The organism is Sphingopyxis sp. GW247-27LB (assembly GCF_002277025.1).
Taxonomy (GTDB): Bacteria; Pseudomonadota; Alphaproteobacteria; order Sphingomonadales; family Sphingomonadaceae; genus Sphingopyxis.
In genome coordinates this window covers 472,360-494,762 of record NZ_NIWD01000008.1, presented here as the reverse complement: position 1 = coordinate 494,762, position 22,403 = coordinate 472,360, and the positions used below count along the sequence as shown (strand labels likewise).

Annotated in this window: 13 protein-coding genes; 3 read left to right on the top strand and 10 right to left on the bottom strand. The window is 67.7% G+C overall.

Going from position 1 to position 22,403, the window contains the following annotated elements:
* Position 1: 1 nt before the first annotated feature.
* Genes CD928_RS09915 through CD928_RS09905 form a run of 3 tightly spaced genes read right to left on the bottom strand, consistent with a single transcriptional unit; the run spans position 2 to position 1,939 of the window.
* Entirely contained in the window at positions 2 to 763 is a 762-nt protein-coding gene (locus CD928_RS09915; protein ID WP_095386915.1) for a hypothetical protein, read from the bottom strand.
* A gap of 28 nt (positions 764 to 791) precedes the next feature.
* The gene (locus CD928_RS09910) at positions 792 to 1,544 is read right to left on the bottom strand and encodes a hypothetical protein (RefSeq protein ID WP_095386914.1); all 753 of its coding nucleotides are present in this window, start codon (positions 1,542 to 1,544) and stop codon (positions 792 to 794) included.
* A 14-nt stretch (positions 1,545 to 1,558) separates the two neighbouring features.
* On the bottom strand, positions 1,559 to 1,939 hold the full coding sequence (locus tag CD928_RS09905) for a hypothetical protein (RefSeq protein ID WP_095386913.1): 381 nt from the start codon (positions 1,937 to 1,939) through the stop codon (positions 1,559 to 1,561).
* A gap of 127 nt (positions 1,940 to 2,066) precedes the next feature.
* On the opposite strand from CD928_RS09905, the gene CD928_RS09900 reads away from it, so the two are divergent.
* Positions 2,067 to 4,787: a winged helix-turn-helix domain-containing protein gene (locus CD928_RS09900; RefSeq protein ID WP_095386912.1), complete on the top strand. Its 2,721-nt coding sequence runs from the start codon at positions 2,067 to 2,069 to the stop codon at positions 4,785 to 4,787.
* A 9-nt stretch (positions 4,788 to 4,796) separates the two neighbouring features.
* On the opposite strand, the gene CD928_RS09895 is transcribed toward CD928_RS09900, so the two are convergent.
* The 5 genes from CD928_RS09895 to CD928_RS09875 all read right to left on the bottom strand — a co-directional run bounded on the left by CD928_RS09895 (position 4,797) and on the right by CD928_RS09875 (position 14,629).
* Positions 4,797 to 6,851 carry a glycoside hydrolase family 97 protein gene (locus CD928_RS09895; RefSeq protein WP_095387369.1) on the bottom strand — a complete coding sequence of 685 codons (2,055 nt, stop codon included), beginning with the start codon at positions 6,849 to 6,851 and terminating at the stop codon, positions 4,797 to 4,799.
* Positions 6,852 to 6,856: 5 nt separating this feature from the next.
* The gene (locus CD928_RS09890) at positions 6,857 to 8,488 is read right to left on the bottom strand and encodes an alpha-amylase family glycosyl hydrolase (RefSeq protein ID WP_095386911.1); all 1,632 of its coding nucleotides are present in this window, start codon (positions 8,486 to 8,488) and stop codon (positions 6,857 to 6,859) included.
* Positions 8,485 to 10,281 (bottom strand): alpha-amylase family glycosyl hydrolase, encoded by a 1,797-nt coding sequence (locus CD928_RS09885; protein ID WP_095386910.1) that lies wholly within the window; start codon positions 10,279 to 10,281, stop codon positions 8,485 to 8,487. The genes CD928_RS09890 and CD928_RS09885 overlap by 4 nt, the downstream gene beginning before the upstream one ends.
* Positions 10,278 to 11,795, bottom strand: a complete 1,518-nt coding sequence (locus tag CD928_RS09880) for a tryptophan halogenase family protein (RefSeq protein ID WP_217983750.1) — start codon at positions 11,793 to 11,795, stop codon at positions 10,278 to 10,280. Before CD928_RS09880 ends, CD928_RS09885 begins: the two co-directional genes overlap by 4 nt.
* Positions 11,796 to 11,875: 80 nt before the next feature.
* Positions 11,876 to 14,629 carry a TonB-dependent receptor gene (locus CD928_RS09875; RefSeq protein ID WP_095387368.1) on the bottom strand — a complete coding sequence of 918 codons (2,754 nt, stop codon included), beginning with the start codon at positions 14,627 to 14,629 and terminating at the stop codon, positions 11,876 to 11,878.
* Between the two features lie 309 nt (positions 14,630 to 14,938).
* Here CD928_RS09875 and CD928_RS09870 point away from each other — a divergent pair, with 309 nt between their 5' ends.
* A complete protein-coding gene (locus CD928_RS09870; protein ID WP_095386908.1) occupies positions 14,939 to 15,973 on the top strand; it encodes a LacI family DNA-binding transcriptional regulator in 1,035 nt (344 codons plus the stop codon).
* Between the two features lie 276 nt (positions 15,974 to 16,249).
* Entirely contained in the window at positions 16,250 to 17,758 is a 1,509-nt protein-coding gene (locus CD928_RS09865) for an MFS transporter (protein WP_095386907.1), read from the top strand.
* Here the strand turns inward: CD928_RS09865 and CD928_RS09860 are convergent.
* Both CD928_RS09860 and CD928_RS09855 read right to left on the bottom strand, forming a co-directional pair.
* Positions 17,755 to 19,161 carry an efflux transporter outer membrane subunit gene (locus CD928_RS09860; protein ID WP_095386906.1) on the bottom strand — a complete coding sequence of 469 codons (1,407 nt, stop codon included), beginning with the start codon at positions 19,159 to 19,161 and terminating at the stop codon, positions 17,755 to 17,757. The two genes, CD928_RS09865 and CD928_RS09860, sit on opposite strands and share 4 nt — an antisense overlap.
* An 11-nt stretch (positions 19,162 to 19,172) precedes the next feature.
* Entirely contained in the window at positions 19,173 to 22,361 is a 3,189-nt protein-coding gene (locus CD928_RS09855; RefSeq protein WP_095386905.1) for an efflux RND transporter permease subunit, read from the bottom strand.
* Positions 22,362 to 22,403 lie beyond the last annotated feature (42 nt).

Genomic DNA, 22,403 nt, shown 5'->3' with positions numbered 1-22,403 from the left:
GCTATGATCTCCCCGAATGATTGGCCGCGGCCGGACCCGAGGGGGTCGCGGCCCCGGATCCGGCCGCGGCCGCGACGACGGGCGCTGCGATCGCAGGCCCCTCGCCCCCCACGGAAGCTCCTTCGATCGCCGCGCCGTCGCGCGAGCGCGCATGCCCGGCTTTCGCTTCGGCGATCATTTCGTCGGCCTTGCGGCGCACCGCGGCCGTCAGCTCGCGGTGCCCGCGCATCTTCTGGCCATAGGAATAGAGCCCCCAGATGAAGACGCCCAAGGCGATAACCGGCGCGAGGAAGAACAGCACGAAGCTGCCGAGCGTCGCGATCAGGATCGCGGCGAACAGCGCCGGCTTGCGCGACGGTTTCTTGTCGAGCGGCCATTCGAGCCGATAGTCGGGCGCGTAGGTCGTGCCCGTCTTGTGGTTGTGATAGGCGATATTATAGCCCCAGTTCGGCCGCGAACTGACGCGGATCACCGAGACGCGCTGCCCCTCGCGCACCGCGAAGCCGCCCCCCTTGATCGTCACCTCCTCCTCGTCGTCGTCGTCATATTCCATGAAGAAGCGCAGCACCTCGGTGCTCGTCGAGGAGACGCTGACCGTCGGCGCGGAGACATGGCCGCTGCCATTGTGGAGATAGCCGCCGCCGCCGCTGCTCGACGCGTGGACGCGCGTCTCGGACCAGTTGCCGACGCCGCAGACGGTGCCCGTGCGATAGCAGCCATGCACCTCCTCGATGCTGCGGATAGGTGGGGTGTCGTCGCTCATCTCGTGCCTCCCATTGTCCGAGGGGCGCTCAGCTCTTGGCGAGCGGATTGCGGATGAAGCCGAGCCCGGCGGCGATCAGCCCCGCTCCGGCGAGCAGCAGCAGCCAGACGCCGAGGCCGATGTGGATCTGGCTCGCCATCATGTCGCGCGCCATCTCGGGCACCGCTGACAGGATCGCCGACTTGACGAGGAAGACGAGCAGCGCCGCGACGATGGCCGCGGCCCCCGTGACCAGCATCGGCAGCCGCTCGGGCTTGCCCGCCCACGCCGCCCAGCAGAGCCACAGTGCGGTGAGCGGCGCGGCGAAGCGCAGGATGAGCAGCGCGCTCAATCCGCCGAGCCCCGAATCGCCGCCGCCGCCCATCATGCTCGCCATCCGCGCGGCACCTTCGAGTTCGGCCACCGCATCACCGAGGCCGATCAGGCTGACGCTCTTCATCGGCGAGCCCAGCGCGTTCAAAAAGCAGGCGAGCAATATGACGAGCGCGAACGGTACCGCGAGCGATTTGGTGAACAGCTCGGTCGCCCGCGCCCCGCCCGCGGAGCCCGACAGGCCCGACAGATCGACATTGATGTTGCCGAGCGCGGCGAGCGCCGCACCGCCGACCGGATAAATCTCCTTCGCGGCGCCGCCCTCGCTTTCGAAATCGACGACCATCCCGGTCGCGGGCGGCTTGTCGCCGCGCCAATCGGCGCGAGTGAAGCGGTGGCGCGAGCCGTCCTCGGCGGAGATCGCCCCGCTGCCGTCGGCTTCGCTATATCCCAGGATCTTGCCTTTCATCGTTCCGCCCTCCCTCAGACCGAACCGCCGCACGCCGCGCGCACCGCGTTGCGCAGCGGGTAATAGCTGTCCTCATATTCCTGGCGGATCGACTCGACCGCCTGCCGATCGGCAGGATCGACCCCGGCCGCGCGCAAGAGCTGGTTGTTCACCGCCTCGCGGTCCTGCGGCGCGGGCTTCATCGGCCAGCGCAGCGCCGGGAAGGCGACCTTGACCCGGTCGGGGAGCCCGTCGTCGAGCTGCGAGGCGATGCACGAGCAATCCTTGCCCGGGTCGCCATCCTGCGCGCATTCGGCCTCGACCATCTTCGCGAAATCGGACTGGCCGCATCCGGCCAGCGCCACGCCCGCGCCTCCCGCGAGCAGCAGCGAAAAGAGAATGTGGTGCCGTTTCATCGTCGAACCTCCCCAAATCCGGCCACCGCCGGCTGAACAGGGGAAAGCTAATTCGAGCCCATCCTCAAAGTCTTGATAGGATTCTCAAGAATTTCTAAAGTCGCATTTCACCGGGGGGTTGCAGGGCATGTCGAGTACCCATTCGTCGCGGCGGCGACGGCGCCTTTGGCGCTTTGCGAGCGCGGAGTTCGACGAGGCGAGCTGGGTGCTGCGCGTCGGCGGCGCGCCGGCCGCGGTCGAGGGCAAGCCGCTCGAAGTGCTGCACGAACTGCTGCTGCGCGCGGGCGAGGTCGTGACCAAGGACGAGATTCTCGATGCGGTCTGGCCGGGGGTCACCGTCGTCGAAGGCTCGCTCGCCACCGCCATCTCGAAACTGCGCAAGGCGCTCGGCGCCACCGACAGCCAGAGCGTCATCGCCACCGTCTCGCGCGTCGGCTATCGCTTCGTCGCGCCGGTCGAGGTGACGAGCATCGACACCCCGCTCGCGCCGCGCTTCGCCTTTGCCTCGGGTGACGCCGTTCCGGCGCGCAAGGCGTGGCAGCTCGAACGCCCGCTCGGCGACAGCGGCAGCGAGGACGTCTGGCTCGCGCGCCAGACCAAGACCGGAGAGGCCCGCATCTTCAAATTCGCCGACGCGCCCGACCGGCTGCGCGCGCTGAAGCGCGAGGCGGCGCTGTCGCGGCTCGTCTTCGCCGCGCTCGGCAAGGCGGCGCCGCTGCCGACGCTTCACGAATGGAATTTCGACGCGCCGCCCTTCTTCCTCGAATATGCGTGGGGCGGGCGCGACCTCCTTGCATGGGCGGAGGAATCCGGCGGCCTCGCCGCGATCCCGCTTGAGGACCGGCTCGCGGTCGCCGCGATGATCGCGCGCGCGGTCGCGGGCATCCACGGCGTCGGCATCCTCCACAAGGATCTGAAGCCCGCCAATATCCTGATCGACGAAGTCGACGGCAGCCGCGTCGTCCGTCTCGTCGATTTCGGCAGCGGCCGGCTGCTCGACGAGGCGCTGCTCGCGAGCTTCGACATCACCGACCCCGGCTCGCTCGACGCCGATCTCGGCAAGGACGAGCCGCGGTCGGGCACCCTCGCCTATCGCGCGCCCGAACTGGTCGGCGACGCGGTGCCGACGGTGAAGAGCGACATCTATGCGCTCGGGCTGATCCTCTATCAACTCGTCGCCGGCGATTTCTCGGCCGCGCTCGCACCGGGGTGGGAAGGCAAGGTCGCCGATCCGCTGATCGAGGACGATATCGGCCGCGCCGCCGCGGGCGCGCCCGACGCGCGGCTCGGCAGCGCGAGCGAACTCGCCGACCGGCTGGGCCGTCTGGACGAGCGCCGCACCATCGCCGCGCGCGCGGCCGAGCAGACCGCCTTCCTCGCCGAGCAGAAGCGGCAGGAGGAGCGCCGCGTCGCCCGCCGCCCTTGGGTGCGCGCCGCCGCCGCCAGCCTGATCGTCGGGCTCGTCGGCACCTCGGCTTTCGCCGCCTATGCGGTGAAGCAGCGCAACGAAGCGCGCGCCGCGCAGCAGATCTCCGAAGCGAGCTATCGCTTCCTCGCCGAGGATGTGCTCGCCAGCGTCGACCCCGCCCATGCCGACGCCGCCGGGGAAACGCTGGTCGCCGCGGTCAACCGGGCGGGCGGCACGATCGGGCAGCGCTTCGAGGATCAGCCGCGCATCGCGGGCTATCTCTACGCGACGCTCGCGCGCGCTTTCGATCTCCGCTCCGACTATGCCGACGCCTTCCGCTATTATGAGGCGGCCGAGCGCAGCTACGACCGCGCCGGGTCGGCCGGAGCGGCCGAAGGCGTGAACGTGCGGCTGCAGCATGCGTCGGCGCTCGCGCTGTCGACCCAGCCGGGCAGCCTCGACGCCGCGCGCGGCATGATCGCCGCCGCCGCCAGGACGATCGCCGCGAAAGGCATCGACAGTCCCGAAACGACCGTCTGGCTCGAATCGGCGCGCGGCATGGCCGCGCTCGCAGGCGAGGACGTCCCTGGCTCGCGCGATCATTTCGGCCGCGCGTGGCAGGCCGCGCGGACGCAGCCCGAGCTGTTCTCACCGCGTCAGATCGTCAATTTCGGCCAGCGCCACGCCTTCGCGCTGATCCGCCTCGGCGAAGGCGCGGCGGCCGAAAAGGCGTTCCGGCCGCTCGTCGCCGAGATGACGAAGCTCGTCGGCCGCGACCATCCCGACACGCTGTTCCTGCGGCTCAACGTCGGGCAGGCGCTGATGGTGCAGCAGCGTTTTCCCGAGGCGATCGCGGTCTTCGACGCGCTGCTGCCGGTCATGGAAAGGCGGCTGGGTCCGAACCATCGCTATACGCTGCTGCTGCTCGCGGCGCGCCAGCAGTCATTGGGCGGCGTCGGCCGCTATGCCGATGCGGCGGCCGATGGCGAGCGCGTCTGGCGCGCCGCGGCGGCCAAGGACGGCCCCTCCTCCTTCGCCGCGGTCGCGGGGCGCACCGACATAGGCATTTCGCAATGCCGCGCGGGCAAGCTCGATCAGGGCATCGCGAATATCCGCGCCGCGCGCGCCGCGATGACTCGCGGCGAAGCGCTCGCCCAGGCGATCGACGCCGCGCTCGCCGACTGCCTGATCCAGGCGCATCGCTATGCCGAGGCCAAGGCGCTGCTGCGGACGGTCGACCCCGCGAAGGTCGCGCAACTCGTTGGCGACCCCCATTATGACGCGCTGGTCGACCTGGCGTTCGCCGAGATCGCGCTGGGCGAGCGAAACCCCGCCGAGGCGCGGCGCCTGTTCGCCAAGGCCGGTCCCGACCTCAAGGACACGCAGGATCGCTTCGTCCAGGACCGGATCAAGGCGCTCGAAGCGCGGCTGACGTCCTGACGCCTCCGCCTATTTCCCCGGGGTGAGGCGGATGGCCGCGCCGCCGCCGGGGGCGAGCCACAGCTTGTAGGTGTCGCCCTTCTTCACCTTGATCGTCTCATAGGCGATCTTGTGCCGCGCCTCGGTCAGATAGGTCGCGCCCTCGCCGTCCTTCCAGATCGTCGCGGTGTAGCTCTTGCCCGGATCGAGGAAATCGAAATCGAGCGTCAGCGTGCGCTCGGTCGCATCGTTGACCCCGCCGACATACCAGTCGGCGCTATTGCGGTCCTTGCGCGCGAAGATCGCATAGTCGCCGACCTCGCCCGCGATCAGATGACTCTCCGCCCAGTCGGCGGGCACCGCCTTGATGAATTCGAGCTCGCGCGGGTGCGCTTCCAGATTCTCGATGAAGTCGGCCGCCATCTGGATCGGCGAATAGATGGCGAGATAGAGACCGAGCTGCTTGGCCAGCGTCGAGGCGAGCGGCACGTCCTGCGCGCCCTTCAGGCTCAGCACGCCGGGCGTATAGTCCATCGGCCCCGACAGCATCCGCGTATAGACCAGCGTCGGCACATGGTCGGGCCCGTTCGCGAAGGCGCCCCAGGCGTTATATTCCATCCCCCGCGCGCCCTCGCGCGCGACCCAGTTGGGATAGGTGCGGCGCAGCCCCGTGTCCTTGACCGGTTCGTGCGCGTTGACCGCTATATGATATCTGGCGGCGGTCTCGACGACCTTCAGATGGTGTTCGACCTGCCGCTGGCCGTCGTGCCATTCCATCGCGGTCGTCCCCGGTGTCGCGCCCGGCGCGATGATGCCGCCCGCGTCGGCGACATAGCCGGTCTTCACCGCCTTGACGCCGAGCTTGCCGTAGAGCGCCATCGCGTCCTCGAGCTGCGCTTCGTAGTGCGCGATATTGCCGCCGGTCTCGTGATGACCGATCAGCGTCACGCCTTTCTTCCGCGCATAGTCGGTGACCGCCTTCAGGTCGAAATCGGGGGTTGCCTCCGTGAAGCTGAACTCGTCGCCATGGCCGAACCAATTGCCGTTCCAGCCCTTGTTCCACCCTTCGACGAGCACGCCGCCGAAGCCGTTCTTCGCCGCGAAGTCGATATATTGTTTGGTCCGCTCGGTCGTCGCGCCGTGGTTAGGCCCTTCGGCCCAGCTCCACGGCCCCCGGATCATCCCCCACCAGATGCCGATATATTTCATCGGCTTGAACCAGCTGACGTCGCCGAGCTTGTTGGGTTCGTTGAGGTTGAGTTCGAGGTCGTTCTCGACCAGCCCCGCGGCATCGTCGGCGATGCGGATCGTCCGCCACGGCGTATGGAAGGGCAGATCACGCACCACCCGCGGCCCACGCGACGAGGGCGCCAGCGTCGCGCGGAACTTGCGCCCCTCGACGCGCTTCAGCCACATGCCCGAATAGTCGACGAGCGCGGCCTCGTGGAACGCCAGATGCGTGCCGTCGTCGAGGCGCATCGTGATCGGCGTGTGCGCGGTCGCGACCGCATCGATCGGCGTCTTTTGATAGATCTGCTCGTAACGGTTCCACTCGCCGCCGGTGATCCACCAGGCGCTGCCCTCGGGCGCGATGTCGAATTCGGTGATCTCGTCGGCGATCTTCGCGGTCTTGAACCCCGCCTGCTCGGGCAGTTCGTAGCGGAAGCCGATGCCGTTATCGAACAGACGGAAGCGCAGGTTCATCGCGTGGCCGCCCCAGCTTTCGTCCTGGCGGAAGCGGATGAGCAGCTCGTTATAATGGTCGCGGACGTAGCGGCGCTCGCCCCACGGCTGCTCCCACGTGTCGTCGCCGCTCGCGCGCTCGGCGCCTTCGATCGCAAAACCGCGCTGGAGCCCGACGCCGTCGGTCAGCAGGAAGCCGAGCTTCGACGGCGCGATCAGCAGCTTGCCCTTGCGCGACAGCGACCAGGTCGGGCGCGCGTCATTGTCGGTCGATACGGTCAGCACGATGCTGCCGTCGGGCGAGGCGAGCGTCTGCTGCGGGCGCGCCTCCTGCGCGAGCGCGGGCGTCGCGGCGAGAAGCGCGAAGGGGGCCAGAAGCACGGGGAGAGCGGGGCGGAACATCGAAATCATCCTTCCATCGGGAGCCAGAGCGCGCCGCAGGGCGGCAGCAGGGTGGGATCGGCGCCGTTCAGCGCCACAAGCGGGGTGCCGTCCGCGCCGCGCGCGGCCAGGTCGATCGTAGCGCCGCCGAGGTTGAAGAGACAGCGGATCGTCTCCCCATCCGCGATCCGGTCGAACGCGAGCAGGTCGCCCTCGGCGATCCAATGCGCGTTGCGGCCGCGACGCAGCGCCGGATGCGCGGCGCGCAGCGCGACGAGGCGGCGGGTCAGTGCGAGCATCGACGCGGGATCGGCTTCCTGCCGGTCGACCGCGAGCGCGGCATGGTCCGCGCCCAGCGGCAGCCAGGGATCGGCGTCGGAAAAACCGGCGTGCATCGCCTCCGCCGCCCACGGCAAGGGCGTGCGTGCGCCGTCGCGCGACAGGGTCAGCGGCCAGTTCTTGCGCGCTTCGGGATCCTTGACCAGTTCGAAGGGGATCTCCACCTGGTCGAGCCCAAGCTCCTCGCCATTATAGAGGATGATGTTGCCGCGCAGCGCGCAGAGCAGCGCCATCTTCATCCGCGCATAAGCCGCGGGGTCGACGTCCTCGGGGGTCCAGCGCGACAGCGCGCGCGGCGCGTCGTGATTCTCGAACGCCCAGCTCGGCCAGCCGACCCCCGGCGCGTCGGGCCAGCCCTCGGCCGCCTCGCGCACGAGCTGCGGCGTCAGGCGATCGGCGTAGAGGAAATCGAAGCCATAGGCGCTGTCCAGCCGCCGTTCGCCCGCGGTGAACAGCTTCATCTCGCGCGCCGCGTCGTCGCCGCCGACCTCGGCGACGGTAAAACGGCCGTCATATTGGTCGGTCAGCGCACGGATGCGTTCGAGGAACAGCGGGATGTCGGGGTGCGACTGGTTGTAGATCTTCTGCTGGAAATCGAACGGCCGGGTGCGCGGCTTGTTCGACGGCGGCGCCGGCGGATTGTCGCGAAGCTCAGGGTCGTGCATCGAGAAGTTGATCGCGTCGATGCGGAATCCGTCGACCCCGCGGTCGAGCCAGAAGCGCACGACACCCAGCAGCGCGTCCTGCACGTCGCGGTTGTGGACGTTGAGCTGCGGCTGCGAGCCGAGGAAATTATGGAGATAATATTGGCCGCGCCGCGCGTCCCACGTCCAGGCGGGGCCGCCGAACACCGATTGCCAGTTGGTCGGCGGCGATCCGTCGGGCTTGGCATCGGCCCAGACATACCAGTCGGCCCTGGGATTGTCCTTGCTCGCGCGGCTTTCCGCGAACCAGGCGTGCCGGTCGGAGGTGTGCGCGAAGACGAGATCGGTCGTGACCTTCAGCCCCAGCGCATGCGCGCGCGCCACGAGCGCGTCGAAATCGGCCAGCGTGCCGAAAATCGGGTCGACGCCCTCATAATCGGCGATGTCGTAGCCGAAATCGTCCATCGGCGACGGATAGAAAGGCGACAGCCAGATCGCGTCGACGCCCAGCGACGCGACATGGTCGAGCCGCGCGGTGATGCCCGCGAGGTCGCCGATGCCGTCGCCGTTCGAATCGGCGAAGCTGCGCGGATAGATCTGGTAGATCGCCGCGCCCTTCCACCAGGGATGCGGCGACTGGCGGGCGGACGATGGCAGGGGAGAGAGTTCGTTCATCGGGCTTCGCAGATCATATATCCGAGCGGTGGCAGGTTGATGGCGAGTTGCCCCGGCGCGGCGGTCGCGGCCGGGCAGTCGCCATGGAGCGACGTGTAGCGGTTCTTGGCGGGATCGACGGCGACGTTGACGCTCAGCGGCGCGTTCGAGGTGTTGAACGCCAGGACAATTTCCTCCCCCGACGCCGCATCGATGCGCGACACGGCGAACAGCCCCGGCTTTTCGGCATAGCTGCGGATGAGCTGCCGGCCGCGGCGGAGCGCGACATGATCCTGCCGCAGCTTCGCGAGCCGCGCGAAGGCGCGATAGAGCGGATGGTTCGGGTCGAAATTGCTCTCGGCGGTCGTCGCGTCGGTGCCGATCAGGTCGTTGTCGTTGTAGATCGCGACCTTCGACGCGAACATGTCCTCGCGCGCATCCTGGTCGCCGCCGTCGCCGGTGAACCCCTGTTCGTCGCCCGAATAGAGGACCGGCACGCCGCGCAGCCCCAACAGCATCGCATGCGCGAGTTCGACGCGGCGCAGCATCTCTTCGTCGCTGGCGCCCGGGAATGCCTTGCGCGCATAATGCGCGAAGCGGCCGAAATCATGGTTGCCGGTGAAAGTCGGAAGCTGGAGCGCGACCCCGTCGTCGCCGTAGAGCGGGTCGGCCGAGAACAGCTTTTCCAGCCAGTCGGGCGCCTTGGGCCCGCCAACGACGTCGCGGATCGCCGCGAAGAAGGGGAAATCGAGGCTCGCGGGCAGCCCCGCGACCCGCGTGCCCTGCGCGGTGATCACCGGGTCCATGTCGCCCGTCGCATATTCGCCGAAGATATGGAAATGGGGGATGCCGTTCTTCGCCGCGCGGTCGAGCATCGCGGGCGCGAAGACCCGCCAGAATTCGGGGTTCACATGCTTGGCCGTGTCGATGCGGAATCCGTCGACCTTGTAGCGGTCGATCCAGTCGCCATAGATGTCGATGAACCCCTGAACGACGCGCGGATTTTCGGTCATCAGATCGTCGAGCCCGACGAAATCGCCCATCGTCGCGCTTTCGCCGGTGAAGGTCGAATTGCCGCGATTGTGGTAATAGATCGGGTCGTTGAGCCACGCCGGGACCTTGATGTCCTTTTCCTGCGGCGCGACCTTGACCGTATAGGCATAGTTCGGATCGGTCAGCCGGGCGAAATTCTCCGCCGAGGAGGAGGCGTCGCCGGCAAAACCGTCGTTGATCGGCGCCCCGTCGGCGGCGCGGCGCGAATAGGGATAGTCGGCGCGGCTGCGATAGGGGCAGTCATAGCCGTCGCATTCGGCCATCTCGATAACGTCGGCGGTATGGTTGATGAGGATGTCCATATAGACCTTCATCCCGCGCGCATGCGCGGCATCGACCAGCGCCTTGAAATCCGCATTGGTGCCAAGATGCGGGTCGACCTGCGTGAAATCGGTCACCCAATAGCCGTGATAGCCCGCGCTCTCCTGCCCCTTCGGCCCCTGCACGACCTTGTTCTTGAACACCGGCGACAGCCAGATCGCCGTCGCGCCGAGCGACTGGATATAATCGAGCCGCCGGATCACGCCTTTGAGATCGCCGCCGTGGAAAAAGCCCTTGGCGGCCGGGTCATAGCCGGTCGCGAGCCGGTCGCCTTCGAGCCCGCCCTTGTCGTTTCCGGGATCGCCATTCTCGAACCGGTCGGGCAACAGGAAATAGACGATCTCATCCTCGGGCCGCCGCTGGCGATAGTCGTCGGCGGGAACGGCGGCGGGCGCGGCGCCCGCCATGCTCAGCGCGGCGATGGATGCGAAAAGGCTCATGCGGGCACTCCTGCCGCGCAATGCTGCGCGATGAAATCGTCATGGGTGGGGAGGCGCGACGCGGCGCCCGCGACGATCGTTTCGATGTCGCCGAAAAAGCCCGACAGCTCCTCGCGGCTCAGCTGGTCGGCCATCGGGTGATAACCGCGCGGCACGATATTCTGCCCCGTCAGCACCTGGAACCAGCCGATTTCGACGAACAGCTCGTCGCCCTCGCGGACAAGCTGGCCCTGGCTTCGGAACAGCGCGATCTTCTGCGCCAGCGTCTCCGGGATCGCCATCTCGCGGCACCGCGTCCAGAAGGGCGAATCGGTTCGCTGATTGGCGTGATAGTGGAGGATGATGAAGTCGCGGATGCGTTCGTGATCGAAGCGGATCCGGCGGTTATAGGCGTCGATATTGGCGGCATCGAAATCGCGGCCCGGAAAATGCGCCAGCAGCCGGGCGATGCCGTTCTGGATCAGGTGGATGCTGGTCGATTCGATCGGTTCGAGGAAACCCGAGGCGAGGCCCAGCGCGACGACATTGCCGCTCCACGCCCGCTGCCGCATCCCCGTCCTGAAGCGCAGCGTCCGCGGCTCGGCGAGCGGCCGGCCTTCGATGTTGGCGAGCAGCACCGCCGCCGCTTCGTCCTCGCTGATGAAGTCGCTGCAAAAGACATGCCCGTTGCCCGTGCGGTGCTGGAGCGGGATGCGCCATTGCCAGCCGCTCTGATGCGCGATCGCCTGCGTATAAGGCCGCGCCGGGCCGGCATTCTCGCTCGGCACCGCGATCGCGCGGTCGCAGGGGAGCCAGTGCGTCCAATCCTCGAAGCCCGTTCCGAGCGCCTCCTCGATCAGCAGCGCGCGGAAGCCCGAGCAGTCGATGAAGAGTTCGCCGTCGATCGCGGTGCCATTTTCCAGCACGAGCGCCTCGACATGGCCGGTCTCGCCGTTCCGCCTGACCTCGGCGATCTTGCCCTCGCTGCGTTCGACGCCGGCGGCCTCGGCGATCCGGCGGAGATAGGCCGCGTAAAGCGCAGCGTCGAAATGAAAGGCATAGGCGATGCCGTCGAGGCTGGTGTTCGGGATATGAGGCAGCCGCCCGAAGCGGTTCTGGTGCGCCGCGGTCTCGTTCAGCGAATAGTCGCCGACGCGGCCCGCGACACCCTCCGCCCGCCCGCGAAGCCAATATTGCTGGAACGGCAGCATGCCGAGGCTACGCCCGATCTGCCCGAAGGCGTGCATATAGACGTCGCCGATCCGGCCCCAGTCGTGGAACTGGACCCCCAGCTTGAACGATCCCCGCGTCTCGCAGACGAAATCATCCTCGTCGATACCGATCAGCGCATTGAACAGCCGGATCGACGGGATGGTCGCCTCGCCGACCCCGACCGTGCCGATTTCCTCGCTTTCGACGAGCCGGATCGACAGGCCGCCCATCGTGCGGGACAGCGCCGCGGCCGCCATCCAGCCCGCGGTGCCACCCCCGACGATCACCACCTTCGTGATGCGACTGTCGCCCACTCTATCCATTTCCTCTCGTGCAGCGCCGCCAGAGGACGGTCTGTTCCGTAACAAGCGGGCCGGACTTGTCGCCCGGCCCGCCTGTCATGTCAGAACTTGTAGGTGATGCCCGCCATGAAGTTGCGGCCATAATTCTGATAGTCGCGAATCTGGCGCGGATCGTTGTTGTAATAGGTCACGAACGGCTCGTTCGTCAGGTTCGACGCCTGGAGCAGGATGCCCAGCCCTTCGAGCGTACCGCTCTGGAAAGTATAGCCGATCTGCGCGTCGACCACGAATTCACTCTTCGCCATCACCTTGTCGCGGACGAGGCTGAGCCCCGAAACCTCGGCGAGGAACTTGGAGCGATAGCGGCCTGACACGCGCGCCTGGAAACCCGCCTTTTCGAAATAGGCGGTCCCGTTCACGACCCAGCGCGACAGGCCGGGCATGGCGATCGGGTCGGCGGCGCCTTCGCGGACGCGGCTCTTGGTATAGGAACCGCTGGCCAGCACGCCGAACCCGTCGAGCGAGTTGGAGAAGGTCGCGAAGGGCAGCGAAAGCGAGGCTTCGGCACCATAGAGATGGCCGCCGTTCCCGTTCCGCCATTGCTTGGCGATGCCCTGATAGGTCGCGACCGTTCCGCCGTCGGGAATCTCGAAGCCGGTGAAGTCGAACGCGTCGTTCTGGCGATAGATGTAGTTTTCGAGATATTTGTAGAAGCCGCCCAGCGACACATAGGCGCCCTGGCCGAAATATTTCTCGACCGCGACATCGACCGAGTCCGCCATCAGCGGCCGCAGCTTGGCATTGCCGAGGTCGAGCGACCAGGGCGAGGCGTCGATGTCGGTGTTGTTGCGCTTCGATGAATCGAAATTGACGCCGCCACCCGGCTTCAATTGGTCCATCCGCGCCCGCGCCAGCATGCGCGCCGCGCCGAAGCGCAGGAAGCTGTTGTCGGCGAATTCGACCGTCAGGTTCAGGCTGGGCAGGATTTCGGTATATTTTACGCCGTCGGTCACCGGCGTCGACTGGGTCTGCCCGCCGACGACCTGCGCATAGAAGCTCGACGCCGACTGGTCGGTGTGGACGATCTGGACGCCGACATTGCCGCGAACCGGCGTGCCGCCGGCATCGGCGTCGAAATTGGCCTGGACGAAGCCGGTCAGCACCTTTTCACGAACCGTATAGTCGTTGAAGATGCGCCCCGGGGTCCAGCCGGCTTCGTCGGTCAGCGCATAGTTGCCGTCGTTGTAATAACGCCAGCTGTCGAACGCGACCATGCCGGGAATGCCGATGAAATCGAGCGAGACCGGGTCGAAGAGATAGTCGGAGGGCACCGCGGTATTGGCCGGATAATCGTTGCTGGTCAGCACGAAGCCGCGGTCGTCGAGGCTCTTCTTGCGATCCGAATAATTGGCGCCGACGCGCAGGCTGCTGAACGCGCCGTCGAGTTCCTGCGTCGCCTGCAGGCGCAGCGATTTCAGTTCATCCTTGATCTTCGGGGTGTTGACGAAACCGTCCTGGCAGTTGGGCACCGCGCCGCCGCAGCTGTTCCAGCCCTGCGGATCGGTGATCACGAACAGATTGGGATCGGCATAGTCGAGCGAGGGGTCGAGGATGATGCCGCCGTTCGGGCGCAGTTCGAACCCCAGCGCGGTTTCGCGCGCGCCGACGCCCGCGCCGCGTCCGGTGCCGAGGTAGATCTCCAGGTTTTCCTCGGTCTTCTTGAGCCGCGAATAGCCAAGGTCGAGTTCGAGCGTCAGCTTTTCGTTGGGCTTGAACTGGCTGTTCCACCCGCCGGCGATGATCGTCGAATCGCGATGGACGACGTCGTTGCGCATCACCGCCTCGGTTCCCGACCAGGTGCCCTTCGTCACCAGCCCGTTTTCGATGGTGAAGCCGGGCAGCAGCGTCGAATTGCCCCACGCCAGGGGAAGCTCGATACCGCGCAGGCGCTGGACGTCCTTGAACTTCGACCAATAGCCGTCGATCGTCGTGTGGAACCTGTCGCTGGGCTCCCATTCGACGACGGCCATCACGCCGTCGCGCTTCAATTCGTTCGATTTCACATAGGGCTTGGCGCCGCCGATCAGGAAGGCGGTGTTCGTGCCGTCGGCCAGCTCGGGATAGCCCCAGGCGTTGAACCGCTCCTCGGCGGTCGGCGACTGCATGCGCGCATAGCCGATCGCCCAGCCGAGCGTGCCGTCGGCATTCTGGTCGATATAGGAGATGTTGGCGCGATAGCCCTTGTCCGAAATATCGGGGTTGAGCTTGCCGAGGTCGTTCATTTCGAAGCGGGCGCCGACGGCGATGGCGCGCTTGCCATAGGCGAGCGGGCGCACCGTCCGCATGTCGATCGTGCCGCCGAGCGCCTGCCCGATCAGCGAGGCGTCGGGGGTCTTGTAGACAATCGCGCCATTCAAAAGCTCGGACGGATATTGGTCAAGCTCGACGCCGCGGTTGTTGCTAGCCGACACCTGCTCGCGACCGTTGAGCAGGGTCGTGGTGAAATCGGGCGCGAGGCCGCGGATCGACACGACATTGGCGCGGCCGTCGAGGCGCTGCGTCGCGAGACCGGGAAGGCGCGACAGCGATTCGGCGATCGACAGGTCGGGCAGCTTGCCGATATCCTCGGCCGAGACGACCTCGACGATCGAGGTGTTTTCCTTCTTCGCCTGGACCGAATTGTTGATGGCGCCACGAATGCCGGTGACGACGATCTCGCCCTCGACGGCCGCGGCGTCGTCGACGGGCGCGGTGCCCGCGTCCTGCGCCATCGCGGCGCCCGGCAGGATGACGGTCAAGGCAAGGCCGAGCGCGATGGCGCTGGCACCGCGGCGGAATGTGGTCGGCATGGTCATGAAAAGGCTCCCCTGGCTCGGACGGGCGGTCTTGCCGCGCATCGGTCCGGGGACGGCGTTGCGTCCGCCAGGCTCCTCTCCGACACGCGGGTGTTCCCGTCTTCGCCCCGCAATTGAAGCCAATCGGCGGCGGCGACCATAGGGTATACGTATACGCATATTATGCAGCAGCGGCGGCTGTCGCTAAAAGGCCACAGCGAAGAAGCGGATGGGCCGGCGGCGATGCAAATCCTTGCACGGCTTCGCCCAGCCGTTAATCTTCGCGATCAGCCGCACCAGAGCAGGCGGCCGCGGGGGCAGGAGAGGAACATGGGGCGGCAGCCCTCGTCCAAGCCGACGTCGTTCGACATCGCCTATCTGGCGGGCGTGTCGCAGCCGACGGTGTCGCGCGCGCTGCGCGGCAGCAAATCGGTCAGCGCCGCGACCCGCGCCAACATCGAGCGCATCGCGCGCGAGCTCAACTATACGGTCGACAAGAACGCCTCGAGCCTGCGCTCGCAGCGCACCCACACGCTCGCCCTGCTCTTCTTCGAGGATCCGACCCCCGACGAATCGATGATCAACCCCTTCTTCCTGTCGATGCTGGGGTCGATCACGCGGCAATGCGCGCTGAGGGGCTATGACCTGCTCATCAGTTTCCAGCAGATGCACAACGACTGGCACGTCGCCTATCAGGACAGCCACCGCTCGGACGGCATCATCCTCCTGGGCTATGGCGACTATCAGCTCTACCGCGCGAAGCTCGAGCATCTGGTCGAGATGGGGACCAAATTCGTGCGCTGGGGATCGGTGTCGGACGACAGCATCGGGCTGACCGTCGGATCGGACAATGTCGGCGCGGGCGAAGCGGCGGGCGCGCATCTGATCGAGATCGGGCGGCGGCGCATCGCCTTCCTCGGCGATGCGTCGGATCATGCGCCCGAATTCCAGGACCGCTACACCGGGCTCTGCCGCGCGATGACGGCGGCGGGACTGACCGCCGATCCGGTGCTTCAGCAGGACGCCGTCTCCTCCGAGGAATCGGGCTATGCCGCCGCGAAGGCGCTCCTCGCGCGCGGACAGGCGTTCGACGCGATCTTCGCGGGCAGCGACCTGATCGCGATCGGCGCGATGCGCGCCCTCGCCGAAGCGAAGCTCCGCTGCCCGCAGGACGTCGCGCTGATCGGCTTCGACGATATCCCCGCCGCCAGCCAGACCTCGCCGACGCTGACCACGGTGATGCAGGACATGAAGGGCGCGGGCGAACTGCTCGTCGACGCGCTGCTCCGCCGCATCGACGGCGAGGCGGCCGACCGTACCATGCTGCCCGCCCGGCTGATCAAGCGGCAGAGCACGGCGGTTTAGGAAAATCCCGCACCCGCTTTGGGGTGAGTTGCCGCCATACCCCACCTTCGTCATTCCCGCGAAAGCGGGAACCCAGAGCGTGCGTCGGCTGATTCCACACTGGGTTCCCGCTTTCGCGGGAATGACGCGTTAGTGATATGCCAAGCGTCGATTTCGGCCGGAAGCCGACCTCCCACGTATTCGTATACGTAACCCGCCGCGCTTGCTCTCTCCCCTCCACGCTGCGACACCCTCACCCGACGAGAGCCGGCAAGCGGCCAGAAGGGGAGAGACGCGATGGAGAAGCCGCGGCAGGGCCTCGCCGGCCTGTGGAACATCAGCTTCGGCTTTTTCGGCATCCAGATCGGCTTCGCGCTGCAGAACGCCAATATGAGCCGCATCTTCCAGTCGCTCGGCGAGGATATCGAGAAACTGCCCGGCCTGTGGGTCGCGGCGCCGCTGACCGGGCTGCTCGTCCAGCCGGTGATCGGCCATATGAGCGACCGCACCTGGCTCGGCCGTCTCGGCCGCCGGCGTCCCTATTTTCTCGCCGGCGCGATCCTTGCCGCGATCGCGCTGTTCGTCATGCCCGAAAGCCCCGCGGTCTGGTTCGCGGCGGTGATGCTGTGGATCCTCGACGCCTCGCTCAACATCTCGATGGAGCCGTTCCGCGCCTTCGTCGGCGACATGCTGCGCAAGGACCAGCACAGCGCAGGCTATGCGGTGCAGACCGCCTTCATCGGCGCGGGCGCGGTCGTCGGTTCGCTGTTTCCCGCGCTGATGGAGGCGATGGGGGTCGCCAATGTCGCGCCGCCGGGGCAGATTCCCGACACGGTGCGTTATGCCTTCTGGTTCGGCGGGGTCGCGCTCTTCCTCGCGGTGCTGTGGACCGTCGTCACCACGGGCGAATACAGCCCCGAACAGATGGCGGCGTTCGAGGCCGCGCGCACCGAGGAAGCGGCGCCCGCGCAGCGCGCGCTCGCCTCGCGCGGATATGGCGCCAGCCTCGCCTGGATCGCGGGCGGCCTCATCGTCGCCTTCGTCCAGATGCGCTTCGCGCTGCTGCGCGAGATCTTGCTGCTCGGCGCGCTGCTCGCGGGCTACGGCCTCGCCTCGATGCTCGCGATCGCGCTCGCGCGCCGCGGCAACACGGCGAATATGCTGTCGAGCATCGTCGGTGATTTCGCAGGCATGCCCGCGCTGATGAAGCGGCTCGCGCTCGTCCAGTTCTTCAGCTGGTCGGCGCTGTTCATCATGTGGATCAACACGACGCCGATCGTCACCCAATATCATTTCCATTCCACCGACCCCGCTTCGGCGGCCTACCAGGACGGCGCCAACTGGGTCGGCGAACTGTTCGCGATCTACAACGGCGTCGCGGCGATCGCGGCGCTGACGCTGCTGCCGTGGCTCGCGGCGCGGATCGGCGCGGCGCGCACCCATATCGTCGGGCTGCTGTGCGGCGCGATCGGCTATGCGAGCGTCTTCGTGCTGCGCGATCCGACCCAGCTCATCCTCAGCGAGGTCTTCATCGGCATCTTCTGGGCCTCGGTGCTCGCCATGCCCTATGCGATTCTCGCCTCCAGCCTGCCGCAGGCGAAGCTCGGCATCTACATGGGGCTGTTCAACATCTTCATCGTCGTGCCGCAATTGCTCGTCGCGACGGTGATGGGACAGGTGATGCAGGCCTTTTTCCCCGGTGAGCCGATCTGGACGATGGCCTTCGCGGCGGCGACGCTAATCCTCGCCGCCGCCGCGATGGCGCGCGTCGTGCCGCTGGCTCCGGCCAGCAAGCCGGCTTCCTAGGACCAGCCGCCCGCCAGCGCGCGGAACAGCGCGATCTGGCGGCGCGAGATCGCCGCGTCCTGCGCCGCGAGCGCCGCTTCGGCCTCGGCGGCGGTGCGTTCGGCGTCGAGCCAGGCGAGCGAGTCCGCGGCGCCTTCCTCGCGCTGGGCGCGCACGATCCGCGCCGCCTTCGCCGACTGCTCGCGCGCCGCGCGGAGCGCCTGCCGCTGTTCGAGCGCGCGCGCATAGCCGGAGAGCGCGGTTTCGGTTTCCTCTAGCGCGCGCAGCATCGTGCCGTCGAAGCGCGCGAGCGATGCCTGCGTCTCGGCCTCGGCCGCCGCGATGCGCGCCCGCGCCGGCTCCTGATTGGGGAAGGCCCAGTTGATCAGCGGCCCCAGCAGCCAGCGCAGCGGCCCGCCGCCGAAGATGTCGCCGAAGCCGGTGCCCGTCGACCCGACCGACCCGCCGAGCGTGATGCGCGGATAGAGGTCGGCGGTCGCGACCCCGATCCGCGCGGTGTCGGCGGCGAGACGGCGCTCGGCGGCGCGGACGTCGGGGCGACGCTTCAAAAGCGCCGCCCCGTCACCGACCGGGATGGGATCGGTGATCTCGAGGCTGATATTGCGATCGGTCGCAATGGCGGGCAGCGCCGCGGGCGCGCGGCCGGTCAGCGTCGCGAGGCGGAACAGCGCCGCCTGCCGCTCGGCCTCGAGCGCCGGAATGTCGGCGGCGCGCTGGTCGCGCAGCGTCGTGATCCGCGCGAGGTCGAGCCCGGTCGCGAGTCCCGCCTCCTTGCGCCGCCCGGTCAGCATCACCTGCCGATCGAGCAGCTCGACGATATGCCGCGCGACGTCGAGTCGCGCGGCGCCCGAGGCGGCATCGGCATAGGCGAGCGTCGTGTCGGACACGACGATCACGCGCACCGCCTCGGCATCGGCTTCGGCCGCCGCTACGTCGCCGCGCGCCGCCTCGACCGAGCGCGCGACGCGGCCGAACAGGTCGACCTCATAGGCGATGTTCAGCCCGGCATCGACCGACCAGTCTTCGCGGGATCCGCCCGGCAGGCGCTGCCCTTCCGGGCTGCGGCCATAGTCGGCGCCGGCGGCGATCCCGGTCTGCGGCAGCCGGTCGCCGCGCGCGCCGCGCAGCGCGGCGCGCGCCTTGGCGATGTTGGCCACCGCGACGCGGACGTCGCTATTGGCCTTCAGCGCGTCGCCGACCAGCCCGTCGAGCACCGGGTCGTCATAGAGGCGCCACCAGTCGGCCGCGACCGGATCGAGGCTGACGGCGCTGCTGTCCGCCGCCACGAACGCGCCGGTCGCGGCGGGGGCGGACGCCGATTGCGGCGCCTTGTAGTCGGGGCCGACCGCGCAGGCGGCGAGCGCGAGCGCCGATGCGGCGGTGAGGATAGTGCGGAGCATCATGATCTTTCTCCTTATTCCGCCGGGACCGGCGCGAGCGCGCCATGATCGCCCGCCCCGCGCTGGCGGCGCTGCGCCAGCCGCTCGCCGAGCGCGCGGCAGACGACGTAGAAGGTCGGGGTGAAGACGAGGCCGAACGCGGTCACGCCGAGCATCCCGAAGAACACCGCCGTGCCGAGCGCCTGGCGGAGCTCCGCCCCCGCCCCGCTCGCGACCAGCAGCGGCACCGCGCCGAGGATGAAGGCGAAACTCGTCATCAGGATCGGGCGCAGGCGGTCGCGCGCGGCGCGCACCGCCGCCTCGATGGGGGGCAGCCCGTCCTGCTCCTCGGCCTGGCGGGCGAATTCGACGATCAGGATCGCGTTCTTCGCCGCGAGCGCGATCAGGACGACGAGCCCGATCTGCGTCAGGACATTATTGTCCATGCCGCGCAGATTGACCCCGATCATCGCCGCCAGCAGGCACATCGGCACGATCAGGATGATCGCGAGCGGCAAGGTCAGGCTCTCATATTGCGCCGCGAGCACCAGGAAGACGAAGACCACCGCGAGCGCGAAGACGATGCCCGCGGTGTTCGCCGCCGCCTTCTGCTGGAAGGCGATGCCCGTCCATTCGGTGCCATAGCCCGCGGGCAGCGCCGTGCTCGCCAGCTTCTCCATCGTCGTCAGCGAAGCGCCCGATGACGATCCCGGCGCGGTGTCGCCATCGACCTCGACCGCGGGGAAGAGGTTGTAGCGCGTGACGCGGTACGGCCCCGTGCGGTCCTCGAAATTGGCGACCGACCCGATCGGCACCATCGCCCCCGAGTTGGACCGGGTGCGAAGATTCGCGATGTCGGCGACCGTCTGGCGATAGGGCGCGTCGGCCTGCGCGGTGACGCGGTAGGTGCGCCCCAGCAGGTTGAAGTCGTTGACGAAGGCCGAGCCGAGATAGACCTGCAGCGCTTCGAACACGCGGTCGGGCGGGACGCCGAGCGCGTTCGCCTTGGCGCGGTCGATGTCGGCGAAGACGCGCGGGTTGGTGGGATCGAAGAAGGTGAAGACGTTGGCAAGGCCCTGCGTCTGGTTCGCCTTGCCGATCAGGCCGTTCACTTCCTTCGCCAGCTCGGCATAGCCGTGCCCGCCCCGATCCTGCACGATCATCCGGTAGCCGCCCGCCGAACCGATCCCCTGGATCAGCGGCGGCGGAATGATCACGATCTGCGCCTCGGTGATGTCGGCGGTGCGCTTCTGCGCCTCACCCATGATGTCCTGCAGCGTGACGCCCAGCTTCTTGCGCTCCTCGAACGATTTAAGCGGGAAATAGGCGGCGGCCGAATTGGGCGCGAGTGTCTGCGACGGACCGTCGAAGCCCGCGAGCATCACCGACCCGAGCACGCCGTCGACCGGCAGCACGCGCGCCGCGACCTTCTGCAGCACCGCGTCGGTACGCTCGACCGAGGCGCCCGAGGGCAGCTTGGCGACGACGAGGAAATAACCCTGATCCTGCGCCGGGATGAACCCCGTCGGCGTCGCCCAGAACAGCGCGACGGTCGCCGCGATCAACCCGGCATAGGTCGCCATCACTTTCTTCGGCGCGCGCACCAGCCGCGCGGTGAGCGCCGCATAGGCGTCGCCCATCCGTTCGAAGCCGCGGTTGAACGCGTCGCCGGCGCGGCGAACCATCCGCATGCCGCGTCCTTCGTCGGCGGGCGCCGCGTGCGGCCGCAGCAGGATCGCCGCGAGCGCGGGCGACAAGGTGAGCGAAAGGACCAGCGAGATGATCGTCGCGGTCGAGATCGTCACCGCGAACTGCTGGTAGAAGGCGCCCGACAACCCGGTGAGGAACAGCGTCGGCACGAACACCGCGCAGAGCACGAGCACGATTGCCACCAGCGCCGCCGACACCTCGTCCATCGACGTCCGCGCGGCCTCCAACGCGCTCATCCCCTTTTCGAGATTGCGCTCGACATTCTCGACGACGACGATCGCGTCGTCGACGACGATCCCGATCGCGAGCACCATGCCGAACAGCGAGAGGTTGTTGAGGCTGTAGCCGAGCGCGGCGAGCACCGCGAAGGTGCCGACCAGCGACACGGGGATCGCGAGCACCGGGATGATCGCCGCGCGCCACTTCTGGAGGAAGACCAGAATGACGATCACGACGAGCACCACCGCTTCGAACAAGGTGTCCATCACCGCGTCGATCGACTGGGCGATAAATTCGGTGGGGTTGTAGATGACGCGATATTCGAGCCCCTTGGGAAAGCTCTTCGACGCCGCCTGCATCTCGGCCTCGACCGCCTGCGCGGCGGCGAGCGCGTTCGATCCGGGGCGCTGAAAGGTCGCAAGGATCACCGTCGGATCGCCCGACAGATAGGTATTCGAATTATAATCCGACGCGCCCAGCTCGACGCGCGCGACGTCGGCGACACGGACCTGCCGCCCGTCGGCATCGCTACGGATGACGATATTGGCGAAATCCTTGGGATCGGTCAGCCGGCCCTGCGTTTCGACGTTGAGCTGGAAATCGCTGCCATTGGCATAGGGCGGCTGGCCGAGCGAACCGGCGGCAACCTGCACATTCTCGCGCCGCAGCGCGGCGACGATCTCGCCCGCGGTCAGGTCGAGCGCGGCGGCGCGGCCAGGGTCGATCCACACGCGCATCGCATAGTCGCGGTTGCCGAACAGCCGTACGTCGCCGACGCCGTCGATGCGGCTGAGGCGATCGCGCAGCTGGGTCAGCGCATAGTTGGAAATATAGGCGCGATCGAGCGATTTGTCGGGCGATACGAGGTTCACGATCAATAGAAAATCGGGTGAGGTCTTGCGCGTCACGACGCCGAGCCGCTGCACCGTCTCGGGTAGCCGCGGGGTCGCGATCGCGACGCGGTTCTGCACCAGCACCTGCGCGGCATCGAGGTCGGTGCCGATCGCGAAGGTCACGGTGATCGTGACGACGCCGTCGCCGGTCGACTGGCTGCTCATATAGAGCATATTCTCGACCCCGTTGATCTCCTGCTCGATCGGCGCCGCCACCGTGTCGGCGACGGTTTCGGCCGAGGCGCCGGGATAGCTCGCCGTGACGGTGACCGTCGGCGGGACGATATCGGGATATTGCGAGACAGGCAGGCCGACATAGGCCACCGCCCCGACGATGGTGATGATCACCGCGAGGACCGCCGCGAAGATCGGCCGGTCGATGAAGAAACGCGATAGGCGCATGGGAGAACCCCTGTTCTATGAGATCCGAAATCTCCCCTCCCG